The following is a 15,111-nucleotide window of genomic DNA, read 5'->3' as shown; positions in this document are numbered from 1 at the left end:
GGAGTGGTAATTATGGTGATAATTGCTACTAATCTAGGGCTAGTTAAATATATAAAAGATAAAAAGCCAATCAATATAAGGTATCAATTGGCTTAGTGTTTCCTACTGCTGAAGAAGACTATTCGATGTTCTGAATTTGTTCTCTCATTTGCTCAATTAATACTTTAAGTTCAACCGCTGAGGTCGTGACTGCGCTATTAATTGATTTTGATGCTAATGTATTAGATTCACGGTTAAACTCTTGCATCATAAAGTCGAGGCGGCGGCCAGAAGCCTCTTTTTTCTTCAAAATATTACGTGTTTCTTTAACATGGGCTTCTAATCGGTCTAATTCTTCAGCAACATCGACACGTTGTGCTAATAGAATGAGCTCTTGTTCTAAGCGGTTATTGTCCACTTGGATTTCAGCCTCTTCTAGCTTGTTTTGTAAGCGTTCACGTTGCCATTGTAAAATTTCAGGCATGTGCTGGCGAACTTTGGCGACTTCAGCTAATACGCCATCAAGACGTTGTTCGATAAGTGCATGCAATGATGCTCCTTCCGCTTCACGACTTTGAATAAAGGCATCAATAGCGTCATCTAAGCCAGCCATAAGTTGTTCGCTAATGACATCTAAATCTTGTTCGCCCGCAGACATAACGCCCGGCCAACGTAAAATTTCTAATGGATTAATTTCGCCTTCATGACTGTAATTTTTTACCCAATTTGCGGCACTGATTAATTGTCGTGCAAGTTGTTCATTGAGAATTAGTTCACCACGATTTGTACCATCTAATTCAAAACGCAGGCTACACTCTACTTTTCCGCGAGTTAGGCGTGAACGTAGGCGCTCACGTATAACTGGCTCAAGACTTCTAAATTGCTCAGGTAAGCGAATATAGGTTTCTAAATAACGTTGGTTTACGGAACGCAGCTCCCAGGCCGCATTTCCCCATTCACCCTTGATATCACGGCGGGCAAAAGCTGTCATACTACGGATCATAATTCGTACCTATTATAAACAAGTTACAGAGATTATAGCGCTATGGAGGATGACAGGATAGGCATTATCGTTTTAAGGACGTATAATGCGTGCCAATTTGAGTTGATAATGGAGATAACACCATGCGCCCAGCAGATAGACAAGCAGACCAAATGCGCCCGATTACCATCACGCGCAATTATACCAAGCATGCAGAAGGCTCTGTTCTTATTGAGTTTGGCGACACGAAGGTGTTATGTAATGCAACCGTTGAAGAAGGTGTTCCTCGCTTTTTGAAAGGCCAAGGGCAAGGTTGGGTCACCGCAGAATATGGCATGTTACCTCGTGCAACGAATTCACGTAATCAACGCGAAGCTGCGAAAGGGAAACAAACGGGTCGCACGATGGAGATCCAACGATTGATTGCTCGTTCTTTACGTGCAGCTGTTGACCTGAAAAAACTCGGTGAATATACCATTACCTTAGACTGCGATGTAATTCAAGCGGACGGAGGCACTCGTACAGCTGCGATTTCAGGTGCTTGCGTCGCTTTAGTCGATGCATTAAATAAAATGGTAGAACAAGGAAAAATAGCTAAAAGCCCATTAAAATCAATGGTTGCTGCCGTTTCTGTCGGTATCGTTAATCAAGAAGCGTTGTGCGACCTTGAATATGTTGAAGATTCTGCGGCTGAAACAGATATGAATGTCGTCATGATGGATGATGGTCGTATGATTGAAGTACAGGGTACCGCTGAAGGCGAGCCGTTTAGTCATGAAGAGTTGCTCGCGTTACTAGCTCTTGCCAAAACAGGCTTAGAGACGATTTTTGAAGCTCAGCGAGAAGCGCTGAAGTAAGTTAATCATTAATTAGGCGGCTAAATAGTCGCCTTTTTTATGCCTAGAGATCCTACATTCTATTGTATTTCACAGCAAAATATTGCTAATCAGTTTTAGCAAAATATTAATAATAACCAATGAGGAGAATGACCAATGAAAGCCTATCAGCGCGATTTTATTGAACTTGCCATGAAAAAACAGGTGCTTAAATTTGGTGAGTTTACGCTGAAATCAGGCCGTACAAGCCCTTACTTTTTTAATGCAGGGCTATTTAATACGGGACGTGATCTGGCACTTGTCGGTCGTTTTTATGCACAAGCGCTGCAAGACAGCACAATAGAGTGTGACGTGATTTTTGGTCCTGCCTATAAAGGCATTCCTATCGCGACGACAACTGCAGTGGCACTTGCTGAGCATCATAATATTGATATGCCATATTGCTTTAACCGTAAAGAAGCCAAAGACCACGGTGAAGGGGGCACGTTAGTTGGTAGCCCTCTACATGGTCGGGTTGTGGTTGTTGATGATGTAATTACGGCAGGAACGGCGATTCGTGAATCAATGGAAATCATTAAACAGCAGCAAGCGACTTTGAACGGTGTGCTATTGTGCCTTGACCGTCAGGAAAAAGGTAAAGGTGAAATTTCGGCTGTGCAGGAAGTTGAGCGCGATTATGGCTGTAAGGTTTATTCGATTATTACGATGAAAGACTTAATTACTTACCTTTCTGAAAAGGGAGATATGCAGGAACATTTAGCTGCAATGAAGGCGTATCGAGAACAATACGGTATCTAATAAAAAAATCCCTCGCCCAATAACGGGCGGGGTGAGTAGTATAAATAATCTATCATTGTAACTGAGCTAAAATTAAAGGCCAGCGCGCTTCGAATTCGATGGTTGGCCGATAACGAAATTCAGAACGCACAAAGCGCGAAAGCATGCCTTCGCAAAAGGCGAGCAGTTGAGAAGCCAGTAGTGACTCATCATGGATAAACCCATGACAATCACGTATTTTTTTCTCTTTCAGCACTTGCCTTAATTGCGATTCAATACGCTCAAACAATTGATTAATGCGATCTTGTAGCTTATCTTGCTCAAACATGAGCGCGTGACCAGTCATTATACGCGTTAAACCTGGGTTTTTCTCTGAGAAACCGAGGATTAGCGCTAACATCAGTTTAATTCTGATAATCGTATCTTTTTCATCATTCAAAATCAGATTAATGCGTGAGACCAAAGAGTCTTCAATAAACCCTATAAGGCTATCAAACATTTTCATTTTGCTTGGAAAATGACGGTATAGTGCAGCTTCTGATACACCAACGGTGGCTGCAAGTTTTGCCGTTGTAATACGTTGGCTACCATCACTACTTTCTAACATTAACGCGAGAGCCTGTAAAATTTCATCACGTCTGTTACGTTTTTGTGTTGTCGCTTTTTTTGCCATGCCTAATAAGACCCCTGCTAAAACAGCAAAACAAACTATCCAAAATTTTGCCCTTAGTAAAGAGATTTACAAAGCAAAATAGATTTAAAAAGTATAGAGATTATAAGCAATTTGGAACTGATTTACTGTTGATAATTATTTGACTAATTGTTTTTATTCGTAAATATAGAACCTAAATTAGGTTCTATATTGCACATTAGATGATAGGATAGTCTATTTATTGACGACCAGAATGACCAAAACCACCTGCGCCACGCTCTGTTGCATCAAAATCATCAACAATATTAAATTCAGCTTGAATGACAGGAACAAATACCATTTGTGCCATACGTTCTCCTGGTTCAATGGTAAAGGTTTTGTCGCCGCGATTCCAGACAGAAACCATAAGTTGCCCTTGATAGTCAGAGTCAATTAACCCGACTAAATTACCCAGAACAACACCATGTTTATGACCTAAGCCTGAACGAGGCAGGATCACCGCTGCGAGACTTTCATCGGCAATGTGTATTGCTAAACCCGTTGGAATGAGTTCAGTTTGGCCTGGTGCTAAGTCAATTGCGCTATCAAGACAAGCACGTAAATCTAAACCAGCAGATCCCGTTGTTGCGTAAGCAGGTAAAGGAAATTCGTTGCCGATGCGGCTATCGAGAATTTTTAGGTCAATTTTTTTCATAACGTTGAAGTATCTCGTCAAGTAAATAGTGGCTTAATTCAGTTTTATTACAATGAGGCAAACGTGTGTCACCATTGGCATCGAAAAGATGTAACGCGTTGTTATCGCTATTAAACCCATTATCAGCAAGGGATACATCATTAGCACAAATTAAATCTAATTTTTTTTGTAATCGTTTTTGGCGTGCATATTCTTCCACATTTTGGGTTTCTGCTGCAAACCCAACAACATAAGGCCGATTGTGTTTAAGATTTCCTACACTGGCAACGATATCAGGATTCTTAATAAGCGTAATCGTTACTTCCTCGCCTTGCTTCTTGATTTTATTTTCAGCAACGGTTTTCGCACGATAATCTGCAACGGCTGCACAACCAATAAAAATATGTTGTTTATCGATGGTTTGATGAACCGTATTATACATGTCTAATCCGCTGGTAACATCGATTCGATTAACCCCAGTGGGGGTTTCAAGGCTTACAGGACCCGCAATTAATGTCACTTCAGCGCCACGTTGGCTGGCTGCTTTGGCAATTGCAAAGCCCATTTTGCCTGAACTGTGGTTACTGATAAAGCGAACAGGGTCAAGTGCTTCACGTGTTGGTCCTGCGGTAATCATTAATTTGATACCTTGCAAATCTAGTTTAGGACGGAAGTATTCACCAGCTAAGCGAACAATTTCTAATGGGTCAATCATACGCCCCGGGCCAATATCTCCACAAGCTTGGCTACCATCATCTGGCCCCCAAATCATACATTGACGTTGTTTCAATCTGATTAAATTATCTTGAGTTGCCTTTGCTCGATACATCTGTTGATTCATTGCAGGCACTACAGCGATAGGGGCAGAAGATGCAAGGCAGACGGTCGTGAGTAAGTCATTTGCCATGCCTAAGCTTAGCCTCGCAATTAAATCGGCAGTGGCAGGTGCTAAAATAATGATATCAGCCCATTTAGCTAATTCAATGTGACCCATTGCAGCTTCTGCAGCTGGGTCTAGCAAGTCATCTGAAACGGGATGACCGGAGACTGCTTGCAGCGTTAAAGGAGTAATGAAGGCTTTTGCTCCTTGAGTCATTACCACTCGTACCATAGCGCCTTGATCACGTAAACGACGGGTTAGTTCAGGGATTTTATAGGCGGCAATGCCCCCACTGATACCGATAACTATCTGCTTACCTAAGAGTGATTGCTGATTCATTATTTTTATCCGATTCGGTCAACATGAAAGGCATATTACCACATCAAAGGTTTTGGTGGCGCGCTCGATTCTTTATCGTATTTTTATTTTTGCGAAGCGTTACGCAAAGCCGATCTATCTAAGTTGTTAACGCTTTTCAAGATAGATAAAAATAGCGAGAACAAGCTGTCAGGATGAAGAGAATGATGCAAGAACATCAAGAGTTAGCACCTAGGGAGAAGCTACTTGCCTATGGAGCCGCAGCATTATCAGACGTGGAGTTATTGGCTATTTTTTTACGTACAGGAAGCCAAGGAGAGCCTGTATTGAGGCTATCCGAACGTTTGATCAGAGAATTTGGTTCTCTATATCTACTTATGCAAGCAGATTATGAAAAATTAAAACAATGTAAAGGGATGGGGGACTGTAAGTTTACTCAGTTACAAGCAATCAGCGAATTAGCTCGCCGTTTTTTTTCTGAGCAGTTTTTATTTGAAGATGTTATGGCTGGGCCAGAATCATTAAAATCGAGGTTATTGGATCTGTTTGCAGGGCAAGAGCGTGAGGTTTTTATTGTATTGTTTTTAAATAATCAAAATCAAATTATTTGTTATGAAGAAATGTTTAAAGGCACTTTAAATCGGGTTGAAGTACACCCAAGAGAAATTATACGCTTTGCTATTAAAATGAATGCTAGTGCAATTATTTTAGCTCATAACCACCCATCAGGTAACCCTGAACCTAGCTTGGCTGATAAACAAGTGACTGAGCGGATACACAGTGCTTGTTCCATTATGGGAGTGAAATTACTCGACCATTTTGTGGTTGGTCATAAACAATGTGTCTCATTTGCGGAACGTGGATGGCTGTAAAATCATTTTTTTGTCTAAAAAATGACAACTTTCGTTGTGTTGGGCTTGAGTGAAAACAATTGAAAGCGTATACTACGCCACCTTTAAGGATCTTGGGTTTGGCGAGAAGGGCCTATCTCAGTAAATTTTTACTTGTCTTTGTAAATCTTTATTTAGGTATAAACGGTTTTTTCAGTCAATGAAAGTTTGCTGAGATGGGCTCCTAAGCCTGACGAGGCGGCCATACCCAGAACAAAAAAGCTCGAGCTGATTAGATTTTTGGAGAATAGACATGTCACGAGTCTGCCAAGTTACTGGCAAGCGTCCAATGAGCGGTAACAACCGTTCACACGCATTAAACGCGACCAAACGTCGTTTTTTGCCAAACCTGCACTCTCACCGTTTCTGGGTTGAGTCTGAGAAACGTTTCGTAACACTGCGTGTATCTGCTAAAGGTATGCGTGTTATCGATAAAAAGGGTATTGATGCTGTTCTTGCTGAACTGCGTACCCGTGGTGAGAAGTACTAAGGAGCTAAAAAATGGCTAAAGGTATTCGCGAGAAAATCAAGCTGGTTTCTTCTGAAGGTACAGGTCACTTCTATACCACTACGAAAAACAAGCGCACAATGCCAGAAAAACTGGAACTGAAAAAATTCGATCCAGTTGTTCGTAAGCATGTGATCTACAAAGAAGCAAAAATCAAATAATTTTGCTATCTGCGTTAAAAACTCAGCTTCGGCTGAGTTTTTTTTTGTCTAAAAATTGGTTAGTCATTGATATGATATTCGAGGCTATGACCATTATTACGAAAGTAGTAAGATAGCGGATATTCATTGAATTAATAATGTTATTTGTTGTCAAATAACCATTGTCTTTTACATATAGACCTGATTAAGAGTACCTGGTGAAAAAACAGTTTAAAAAAATTCTTGTGATCAAGATGCGGTTTCATGGGGACATGCTGCTGACAACGCCAGTCATCAGCTCATTAAAACACCAATATCCTGATGCTGAAATTGATGTTTTGCTTTATCAGGATACGATCCCTATTCTTTCTGAGAATACTGAAATCAATGCATTATATGGCATAGCGAGTAAAAAAAGTGGTGGGCTGCGTAAAGCCTGTAACTTCATCAAATTGCTATTACAGCTACGTAAGAACAAATATGATTTGGTTGTTAATTTAGCAGACCAGTGGCTAGTCAGTTTGCTGGTTCGGGCTATTCCCGCAGAAACAAAAATTTCCCATCAGTTTGGTCACCGAGATTCTAAATATTGGCGCAATAGTTTTACCGATTTGACAGTCCCTGAAGGGGAACATGTTGTTTTAAATAACTTGTCTGTACTTAAACCGTTAGAAATACAAGAACTAAAAACAAGCCTAACGATGTCATATACCGATCAAGATTGGAAAAATATTGATGAGAAGTTACTAAGCTTTGGTGTCCATAGTAGTTATGTGGTTATTCAACCTACTGCGCGCCAAATATTTAAATGTTGGGATGATGAAAAATTCTCAATGGTGATTGATGCATTACAGTCTCGTGGTTATCAAGTGGTATTAACCTCAGGGCCAAGTAAAGAAGATCTTGAATGCATTAACCATATTGCGAATGGTTGCCAAACAAAACCCGTTATAGAGCTTGCAGGAAAAACGACATTTCCTGAATTAGGCGCACTTATTGCCCACGCCGCTTTATTTATTGGTGTTGATTCTGCACCTATGCATATTGCTGCGGCAGTAAACACACCTATAGTGTGTCTGTTCGGTGCAACAAATCATATTTTTTGGCGTCCTTGGAGTGATAATGTTGTTCAGTTTTGGGCGGGGGACTATGAAGCCATGCCGCCAAGAAATGAGCTTGATCGAAATAAAAAATATCTATCTATTATCCCTGCTTCTGATGTCATTAAAGCAACAGAAAAAATGTTACCCATGAATATTCGCTCTATGATGACAAGGCTTTAATATGAATGTGGCATTTTGCTTGTACAAATACTTTCCATTTGGCGGCCTACAACGTGATTTTTTGCGCATAGCTAGTGAATGCCAAGCCCGTGGGCATCATGTACGTGTATATACACAATCATGGGAAGGTGAGAAGCCACTGAGTTTCGAAATTATATTAGTACCAGTGAAATCAAGTACTAATCATGGGAGAAACGAACAATATTATGATTGGGTGTCTGCTCATTTAAAGCAACACCCTGTTGATCGTGTTGTTGGTTTTAATAAAATGCCAGGTCTTGATGTTTATTACGCAGCGGATGTCTGTTATGCACAGAAAGTAGCCGAAGAAAAAGGGTTCTTCTATAAACTGACTCCACGTTATAAGCACTATGCTGCATTCGAAAAAGCCGTTTTTGCCGTAGGTAAAGCAACTCAATTACTGATGTTGACTCCCCATCAAATCAGTCATTTTAAAAAACATTACGCAACTGAAAGTGAGCGTTTCCATATGCTTCCCCCTGGGATCGCTCAAGATAGAAAATATGATAAACAAATTATCGACGCGAAGCAGGTTTATCGAGCAAAAAATCAGATTCCTGAATCAGCGTTCTTTTTGTTGCAAGTAGGGTCTGATTTTAAACGTAAAGGGGTTGATAGAACGCTAAAAGCCGTTGCTGCGCTCCCTGAATCCATTAAAAAAAATACGCTGCTGATGGTAGTTGGGCAAGATAAGCCTGCGAAATATCAACGTTTGGCACAGACGCTAGGAATTGAACAGCAAGTATCTTTCTTTAGTGGCCGCAATGATATTGCAGAATTAATGTCTGCAGCAGATATATTAATGCATCCAGCCTATCAAGAAGCGGCAGGTATTGTGCTATTAGAAGCTATCACGGCAGGATTACCTATCATTGTGACGCAGGTATGTGGTTATGCCTCATTTATAAGTAAAGCACAGTGTGGTGTCGTAATTGACGAACCATTTGAACAGAATACTTTGAATTTAGCATTGAAAAATAGTTTACAAAACCCTGAACAACTCATGCAATGGGGGGAAAATGCACAACATTTTGCAGATACAGAAGATTTGTACAGTTTACCTGAGAAGGCCGCAGATATTATTTTAGGGTGTTCAAATGATTGAATTGAAACCACCTTTTAGTGAACTTTGGCAAAATAAAGACCCATTTATTGAAGCAGATAAACTACAAGGAGAGGTGTTTCGTGCGTTAGAAACGCGCAAAACATTGCGCTTTGCGATTGAAGACCGTAGCTATTTTATAAAAATTCACTACGGCACAACGCTAAAAGAAGTCTTCAAAAATTTAATTTCTTTTCGTCTACCTGTTTTAGGTGCTGATAGAGAATGGAATGCTATTCATCGGCTGACTAAAGTAGGCGTTGATACCATGAATGGGCGAGCATTTGGGCAAAAGGGGATTAATCCTTTACGTAGGCACTCATTTATAATTACTGAAGATTTAACGCCGACAATTAGCTTAGAAGATTATTGTGCAAATTGGTTAAGTCAGCCACCCAAGTTTAGCGCCAAACAAATGATTATTCGGCGAGTTGCACAGATGGTGCGTAAAATGCATGCAACAGGTATTAATCACCGTGATTGTTATATATGCCATTTTTTACTTCATTTACCTTTTACAGGTAGTGAAGACAACCTAAAAATATCTGTTATTGATTTGCATCGTGCGCAGCTTAGAGATTCAGTTCCAATTCGTTGGCGCAACAAAGACCTAATTGGGTTATATTACTCTTCATTAAATATTGGACTTACACAACGTGATGTTTTTCGCTTTATGAAGCTATATTTTGAGTTACCGCTGAGAAAAATTTTACAGCAAGAGGCATCATTGATTACTCAAGCTGAAAGTAAAGCGAAGAAGATTAAAGAGCGTACAATCAGAAAGTCATTGTAAGTAAAAAAGGAAGAGAGATATAAATGTTCTTCAATAAAGAAAATGCGGTTACAAAGCAGATTGATTTATCATCAGCGGGTGCTGTTGTTAATAGTGATAGCTTACATGTTTCCTATGGTATTGACCGTAATTTTCTCTATGGTTGTGGGATATCTATAGCTTCGTTATTAAAAACAAACTCAAATATCTCTTTTTCATTCCACGTCTTTACTGATTATTTTGATGAGGCGCAAAGTCAGTTATTTAAACAACTTGCAGAGCAATACAAAACGAGTATTAAAATTTATTTAGTTGATTGTGAACAACTAAAGTCTCTACCAAGTACGAAAAACTGGTCATATGCAACTTATTTTAGATTTATCATTGCAGATTATTTTTCCAATCTGTTCGATAGAATGATCTATATGGATGCTGATATTATGTGCCAAGGAACGTTGCGGCCTTTGTTAAATATTCAGTTTAAAGGAGATGAAATCGCTGCGGTTGTACCTGAAAGAGATAGTATTTGGTGGAAAAAAAGAGCCGATGCATTAGGGGTTCCGAGTATCGCTTCGGGGTATTTTAATGCAGGTTTTTTAGTTTTAAATTTAGTAAATTGGTCAAAATTTGATATCTCAACTAAAGCAATGGATTTACTTTCTCAAGATGCCGTTAAAGCAAAATTATCCTATTTAGACCAAGATATCTTAAATATGCTATTAACAGGGCAAGTCATTTACCTTGATGGCAAATATAATACTCAATACAGCATCAATTATGAGTTACAAAAAGGTAAAAAAGAAAATCCAATAACACCTGAAACTGTATTGATTCATTACATTGGCCCTACTAAGCCTTGGCATGAGTGGGCGAATTACGCAACAGCTCAAGCCTTTATTAATGCAAAAGATGCATCACCTTGGAAAGATATTCCGCTACTGAAGGCTAAAAGCAGTAATCATTTGCGCTATTGTGCAAAGCATATGTTTAATCAGGGAAAAACCCTCTCTGGTATAAAAAATAATCTTCAGTATTTTTGGGTTAAATTAAGTAAATAATCATTGGGCAAGTTATGTCTTTTTTAGAAAGAAGTCAAAGTACACTCTCAAAGTATAATAAGACTTTAGTACTAATTTTTGTTGTCCTTTTTTTTGTGGAAAATGTAACTAGGTATAAGCATATACTGTTTTATTTGATGATAGCCACATCTTTGGTTTATCTATTATTAGATACCAAAAAAGTGCTGAAAAGATTGAATAATAAACTGTTATATTTGGTGGTTGTTTTTTCTGTTTTTGTTTATTTTTCAATTGGTTATTCTGATTCAGCAAGTGTATCCATTAAAGCTATTAACAATGTGTTATTGAATTATGGAATACTAAGTTTATCCCTTTTACTGCCAATTATTTTATATAGAGAAAGCCTAAAAGATATTTCAAAACTACTATTAACGAGCTTTACTGCGTCGTTAGTCTTAGTTTTACTTGTTGAGTTATACCGCTACTATATAGCTTATCAGCAGGGTATTTTACCATTTACGACCTATAATTTTAGGCATGTTTCGGATGCGTTAGTTTTTTTCTTTCCAATACTTCCTATTCTTTGGTATTTACTGCCTAAATCTAAACTTATTTATTTCTATATTTTAGGTATTGTATTCCTGTTTGTTTTGCTTGGGACGCTTGCTCGTGGGGCATGGATTGCTGTTGCAGTCGCTGGGTTATTATTTTTGTGTTTTAAACGACCTTGGAAGTTAATTGGAGTGGTATTATGCCTTTCGGTAATTTCACTTGTTTCAATTAAATTAATTTATCCAGATACAAGTAAAAAATTATTTTATAAGCTAGAACAGACAAGTAGCTCTCACCGATACACAAATGGAACCCAAGGAACTGCTTTTGAGCTCATACTGGAAAACCCAGTTATTGGATATGGTTTTGGCGATAAAATCTATCATGAAAAGTACAATAGTGTTGTAAAAAATCACCCTGAATGGACATTTAAGCGGTCTATTGGTCCCCATAATATTTGGCTTTATATTTGGTTTGGTGTGGGTATTGTAGGATTAGTGATATTTAGTGCGGTGTTTTTGTCAATGTGTTATTCCTCAATGCAAGGGATAAAAAATAGGTCTGATGAACCGGAAATTTACTTTGCCTTTATTGCATTGTTGTTAAGTCTTATTGGTTTTTATCTCATTCGTGGGATGGTTGAACAAGTGGATCTTAAACCTTTAGGTGTGCTTTTGGGGTTTTTAATCGCCATGATGGGGCATAGTTCAGCTAAGCAGAAGAGAGTAAGCCATGAATAATCTGATAATAAATAAATATCTGCTAAAAGAGGAGGGTAATGCTAGTAATACTTCATTGCCATGTCTTGACGTTATTTATGGTTCGGATGAAAATTATCTGTTTGGTGCGGGGGTTTCAGCAGTCTCTTTGCTTATTAATAACCCAAATTTGTTTTTCAGATTTCATTACTTTTTAGATAAAGTCAGCCCTAGCTTTTTAGATAAACTAAAGGCCATTTCTCATCAGTTTCCAGCTGAATTTCATATTTATGAATTGGATAATCAATTACTAAAAACATTGCCCGCTTCTGATGTTTGGTCTTCAGCGATGTATTTCCGACTAATTGCTTTAGATTATCTCTCGAAAGATTATGATGTTGCTTTATATTTGGATGCGGATGTTATCTGTAATGGCCAATTGAACTTGGCGGCTGATTTAATTAAAGATAAGGTTTGTGGTGTTATTGCCGATGAAATCGGTGTAAGAACAAAAAGTGAAACACGGCTTCACACTCCAAAGTTAGCAGAGACCTATTTTAATTCGGGTGTTATGTTTGTGAACTTAAAAGAATGGCATGAAAAACAAGTTACTCAGCAATGTTTCAAATTGTTATCTGCAGAAAACGCGAAACAACGATTTAAATACCCAGACCAAGATGTATTAAACCTTATTTTAAGGAATGACCTGATACTACTTAATCAGAAGTTTAATACGGTTTATACACTAAAAAATGAACTGTATGACCGAACTCATCAAAAATATCAAACTATTATTACACCTGAAACGGTTTTAATTCATTATACTGGTGTGAGCAAGCCTTGGCATAAATGGGCGAACTATCCGTCTTCTCAGCCTTTTTATAAAGCATTAGTACAATCACCTTGGACAAAGGATGATTTAAAATGTGCCACTAAATTTGTTGAAAGGAAAAAAGAGTATAAGCACTTATTAAGGAGAGGCTCTTATTTATCAGGTGTTTTGTCAGGCATTCACTATTTGTTTGAAAAATACACAAAAAAAAGAAAATAATATAATGATTAGTAAGATAGTGTTAACAGTTTCACCTATATTTTCTATTCCCCCGAAAAGTGCGGCTGCAATTGAATCGTGGATATACAATGTCGCCAAACGATTAGATATTGAAAACCGAATCGTTTGTATACGAAATGATGGATATAGTGCTTATTCTGTTGTTAATGAGCATTGTGAAATCGAACGCATTAAATTTGGAAAAGTGTACACAAGGCTGTTTAAGAAATGGACAAGGTTAGACCCCTATTCTTATGCCGATAGAATTGTCAAAATTAAACAGAAATTCTCACCAAACCCGAATGAAAGTGTTATTTTTGTTCACAATCATATTAAGTCTTTTAAAAAAATAATTAAGAAAGAAGGACATAATAATGTTGTGTTACATATGCATAATTTTTACGAACCTAAAAATGTTCCTGAAGACATAAAAATCATTGTGCCAAGCCATGTTATGGAAAGGTGGTACAGAGAACGTTTGCCCAATGCATTTATTGAAGTAGTTCGTAATGGGTTTGATGGTGAAATTTATGCTCAACCACCAGAGGTCAAGCGTGAGGATTTTGGGCTTGCAGCAGAGGATAAAATAGTTTTATTCGCTGGTCGAATTGCTAGAGACAAAGGACTACTTGAATTAATGCAAGCGTGCCAGACTTTTTTTAATGAAAGCCCGCGTTATAAGCTTGTTATTGTGGGCGACCTAGATGCTGCTTCAAAAGGTGAGTTAGCGCAATATCAAGATGAAGTAAAAGATTATGCAAAGAATTTGGGGGAGCAGTGCATTTTCTTAGGCGGGGTTCATCCTGAAAAAATTCGGCATTATTATTCTCTGGCGGATGTGATTGCGGTGCCTTCCATCACCCCTGAGCCATTTTGTATGGTTGCATTAGAGGCGATGGCGTCGGGCCGCCCTGTAATAGCAAGTCAGCGAGGAGCAATGGTAGAGTTTATTTTCCACAATGAAACAGGGTTTATTTTTAGGGAGCCACTTTCGCCACAGAGTATGGCGGAGGATATTACTAGCGCGTTAAATCACCCTAGTAGTCAAGAAATTGCCGAGTATGCTAAAAAATATGCTTATGATAATTTTACGTGGGAAATTGTCAGAGATGAGTTTATGAGAGTAATTACGAAATGGTATTCCTAAGCGAGAAATGCGAGTCTATTTATGCCAGAACTACCCGAAGTTGAAACAAGTCGTCGAGGTATTGAACCTCATTTAGTTGGTAATACAATATCTTACGCCATTGTACGTAATGATCGTTTACGTTGGCCGGTTAGCGATCAAATTAAAAGTCTCTCTGACGAAAGGGTATTGAGCGTACAACGCCGTGCGAAGTATTTACTGATTGAGTTACAAAAAGGTTGGATTATTGTCCATCTTGGTATGTCTGGTAGTGTTCGTATTTTGACTGAAGAATTACCCGAAGAAAAGCATGACCATGTGGATTTAGTCATGCGAGATGGTAAAGTTCTACGTTATACCGACCCACGCCGTTTCGGTGCATGGCTGTGGAGCGATGATTTAGAAAACTGTTCTGTCCTTGCCCATTTGGGGCCTGAGCCGTTATCAGACGCTTTCAATCCACAATATCTTTACGAATTGGCGCAAAAGAAGAAGGTAGCGATTAAACCGTGGCTCATGGATAACAAAGTCGTCGTGGGTGTTGGCAATATTTATGCCAATGAGGCCTTGTTTGCGACGAAAATTTCACCAGAAAAAATCACCAATACTTTGACATTGGTTGAGGTCACTGAATTAGTTGAACAGATAAAAAAAGTTTTACAACGTTCAATTGAGCAAGGGGGAACAACCCTTAAGGACTTTTTGCAGTCAGATGGTAAGCCGGGCTACTTTGCACAAGAGCTGTTTGTTTATGGTAAAAAAGGCGAACCTTGTTCTATGTGTGGCACGCCAATTGAAAGCATTAAACAGGGACAAAGAAGTACGTTTTTTTGCTCGAAATGTCAAAAATAG

At 38.6% G+C, this 15,111-nt stretch carries 17 protein-coding genes; 13 read left to right on the top strand and 4 right to left on the bottom strand.

Annotated features, from left to right (window positions below):
- Window positions 1-118: 118 nt before the first annotated feature.
- Window positions 119-982: a YicC/YloC family endoribonuclease gene (locus tag ACLPIE_RS13585; RefSeq protein WP_430262334.1), complete on the bottom strand. Its 864-nt coding sequence runs from the start codon at window positions 980-982 to the stop codon at window positions 119-121.
- Window positions 983-1,104: 122 nt separating this feature from the next.
- Here ACLPIE_RS13585 and rph point away from each other — a divergent pair, with 122 nt between their 5' ends.
- Both rph and pyrE read left to right on the top strand, forming a co-directional pair.
- Window positions 1,105-1,818, top strand: coding sequence for a ribonuclease PH (gene rph, locus ACLPIE_RS13580; RefSeq protein ID WP_430262333.1), 714 nt, complete (start codon window positions 1,105-1,107; stop codon window positions 1,816-1,818).
- A gap of 135 nt (window positions 1,819-1,953) precedes the next feature.
- Window positions 1,954-2,595: an orotate phosphoribosyltransferase gene (gene pyrE / locus ACLPIE_RS13575; protein WP_430262332.1), complete on the top strand. Its 642-nt coding sequence runs from the start codon at window positions 1,954-1,956 to the stop codon at window positions 2,593-2,595.
- Window positions 2,596-2,647: 52 nt separating this feature from the next.
- On the opposite strand, the gene slmA is transcribed toward pyrE, so the two are convergent.
- The 3 genes from slmA to coaBC all read right to left on the bottom strand — a co-directional run bounded on the left by slmA (window position 2,648) and on the right by coaBC (window position 5,118).
- Entirely contained in the window at window positions 2,648-3,247 is a 600-nt protein-coding gene (gene slmA, locus ACLPIE_RS13570; RefSeq protein WP_430262331.1) for a nucleoid occlusion factor SlmA, read from the bottom strand.
- Between the two features lie 217 nt (window positions 3,248-3,464).
- A complete protein-coding gene (gene dut / locus ACLPIE_RS13565; protein ID WP_430262330.1) occupies window positions 3,465-3,920 on the bottom strand; it encodes a dUTP diphosphatase in 456 nt (151 codons plus the stop codon).
- Window positions 3,907-5,118: a bifunctional phosphopantothenoylcysteine decarboxylase/phosphopantothenate--cysteine ligase CoaBC gene (gene coaBC, locus ACLPIE_RS13560; RefSeq protein WP_430262329.1), complete on the bottom strand. Its 1,212-nt coding sequence runs from the start codon at window positions 5,116-5,118 to the stop codon at window positions 3,907-3,909. The genes dut and coaBC overlap by 14 nt, the downstream gene beginning before the upstream one ends.
- 185 nt (window positions 5,119-5,303) lie before the next feature.
- Between coaBC and radC the strand changes: the two genes are divergently transcribed.
- The 11 genes from radC to mutM all read left to right on the top strand — a co-directional run bounded on the left by radC (window position 5,304) and on the right by mutM (window position 15,111).
- Complete coding sequence (gene radC / locus ACLPIE_RS13555) at window positions 5,304-5,969, top strand: RadC family protein (protein WP_430262405.1); 666 nt, start codon at window positions 5,304-5,306, stop codon at window positions 5,967-5,969.
- A gap of 271 nt (window positions 5,970-6,240) precedes the next feature.
- Window positions 6,241-6,477, top strand: coding sequence for a 50S ribosomal protein L28 (gene rpmB, locus ACLPIE_RS13550; protein WP_004265123.1), 237 nt, complete (start codon window positions 6,241-6,243; stop codon window positions 6,475-6,477).
- Between the two features lie 11 nt (window positions 6,478-6,488).
- On the top strand, window positions 6,489-6,656 hold the full coding sequence (rpmG, locus tag ACLPIE_RS13545) for a 50S ribosomal protein L33 (RefSeq protein ID WP_004265124.1): 168 nt from the start codon (window positions 6,489-6,491) through the stop codon (window positions 6,654-6,656).
- A gap of 197 nt (window positions 6,657-6,853) precedes the next feature.
- A complete protein-coding gene (gene rfaQ, locus ACLPIE_RS13540; RefSeq protein WP_430262328.1) occupies window positions 6,854-7,918 on the top strand; it encodes a lipopolysaccharide core heptosyltransferase RfaQ in 1,065 nt (354 codons plus the stop codon).
- 1 nt (window position 7,919) lies between these two features.
- A complete protein-coding gene (locus tag ACLPIE_RS13535; protein WP_430262327.1) occupies window positions 7,920-9,044 on the top strand; it encodes a glycosyltransferase family 4 protein in 1,125 nt (374 codons plus the stop codon).
- Window positions 9,037-9,834, top strand: coding sequence for a lipopolysaccharide core heptose(I) kinase RfaP (rfaP, locus tag ACLPIE_RS13530; protein ID WP_430262326.1), 798 nt, complete (start codon window positions 9,037-9,039; stop codon window positions 9,832-9,834). The genes ACLPIE_RS13535 and rfaP overlap by 8 nt, the downstream gene beginning before the upstream one ends.
- Window positions 9,835-9,857: 23 nt before the next feature.
- Window positions 9,858-10,871, top strand: coding sequence for a lipopolysaccharide 3-alpha-galactosyltransferase (waaO, locus tag ACLPIE_RS13525; protein WP_430262325.1), 1,014 nt, complete (start codon window positions 9,858-9,860; stop codon window positions 10,869-10,871).
- A gap of 14 nt (window positions 10,872-10,885) precedes the next feature.
- The gene (gene rfaL / locus ACLPIE_RS13520) at window positions 10,886-12,124 is read left to right on the top strand and encodes an O-antigen ligase RfaL (protein WP_430262324.1); all 1,239 of its coding nucleotides are present in this window, start codon (window positions 10,886-10,888) and stop codon (window positions 12,122-12,124) included.
- Entirely contained in the window at window positions 12,117-13,133 is a 1,017-nt protein-coding gene (locus ACLPIE_RS13515; protein ID WP_430262323.1) for a glycosyltransferase family 8 protein, read from the top strand. Before rfaL ends, ACLPIE_RS13515 begins: the two co-directional genes overlap by 8 nt.
- Window positions 13,105-14,280, top strand: a complete 1,176-nt coding sequence (locus ACLPIE_RS13510) for a glycosyltransferase (protein ID WP_430262322.1) — start codon at window positions 13,105-13,107, stop codon at window positions 14,278-14,280. The genes ACLPIE_RS13515 and ACLPIE_RS13510 overlap by 29 nt, the downstream gene beginning before the upstream one ends.
- A 21-nt stretch (window positions 14,281-14,301) precedes the next feature.
- Window positions 14,302-15,111 carry a bifunctional DNA-formamidopyrimidine glycosylase/DNA-(apurinic or apyrimidinic site) lyase gene (gene mutM / locus ACLPIE_RS13505; protein WP_430262321.1) on the top strand — a complete coding sequence of 270 codons (810 nt, stop codon included), beginning with the start codon at window positions 14,302-14,304 and terminating at the stop codon, window positions 15,109-15,111.

It is taken from the genome of Providencia sp. Me31A, assembly GCF_050487165.1.
Taxonomy (GTDB): domain Bacteria; phylum Pseudomonadota; class Gammaproteobacteria; order Enterobacterales; family Enterobacteriaceae; genus Providencia.
This window is presented reverse-complemented; position numbering and strand designations above follow the sequence as displayed.

Coding starts and splice junctions, on each gene's coding strand:
- rfaP (WP_430262326.1), top strand. CDS start 9,037: ATGATTGAATTGAAACCACCTTTTAGTGAACTTTGGCAAAATAAAGAC.
- rph (WP_430262333.1), top strand. CDS start 1,105: ATGCGCCCAGCAGATAGACAAGCAGACCAAATGCGCCCGATTACCATC.
- pyrE (WP_430262332.1), top strand. CDS start 1,954: ATGAAAGCCTATCAGCGCGATTTTATTGAACTTGCCATGAAAAAACAG.
- ACLPIE_RS13585 (WP_430262334.1), bottom strand. CDS start 982: ATGATCCGTAGTATGACAGCTTTTGCCCGCCGTGATATCAAGGGTGAA.
- waaO (WP_430262325.1), top strand. CDS start 9,858: ATGTTCTTCAATAAAGAAAATGCGGTTACAAAGCAGATTGATTTATCA.
- radC (WP_430262405.1), top strand. CDS start 5,304: ATGCAAGAACATCAAGAGTTAGCACCTAGGGAGAAGCTACTTGCCTAT.
- dut (WP_430262330.1), bottom strand. CDS start 3,920: ATGAAAAAAATTGACCTAAAAATTCTCGATAGCCGCATCGGCAACGAA.
- coaBC (WP_430262329.1), bottom strand. CDS start 5,118: ATGAATCAGCAATCACTCTTAGGTAAGCAGATAGTTATCGGTATCAGT.
- rfaL (WP_430262324.1), top strand. CDS start 10,886: ATGTCTTTTTTAGAAAGAAGTCAAAGTACACTCTCAAAGTATAATAAG.
- rpmG (WP_004265124.1), top strand. CDS start 6,489: ATGGCTAAAGGTATTCGCGAGAAAATCAAGCTGGTTTCTTCTGAAGGT.
- rpmB (WP_004265123.1), top strand. CDS start 6,241: ATGTCACGAGTCTGCCAAGTTACTGGCAAGCGTCCAATGAGCGGTAAC.
- mutM (WP_430262321.1), top strand. CDS start 14,302: ATGCCAGAACTACCCGAAGTTGAAACAAGTCGTCGAGGTATTGAACCT.
- ACLPIE_RS13535 (WP_430262327.1), top strand. CDS start 7,920: ATGAATGTGGCATTTTGCTTGTACAAATACTTTCCATTTGGCGGCCTA.
- slmA (WP_430262331.1), bottom strand. CDS start 3,247: ATGGCAAAAAAAGCGACAACACAAAAACGTAACAGACGTGATGAAATT.
- ACLPIE_RS13515 (WP_430262323.1), top strand. CDS start 12,117: ATGAATAATCTGATAATAAATAAATATCTGCTAAAAGAGGAGGGTAAT.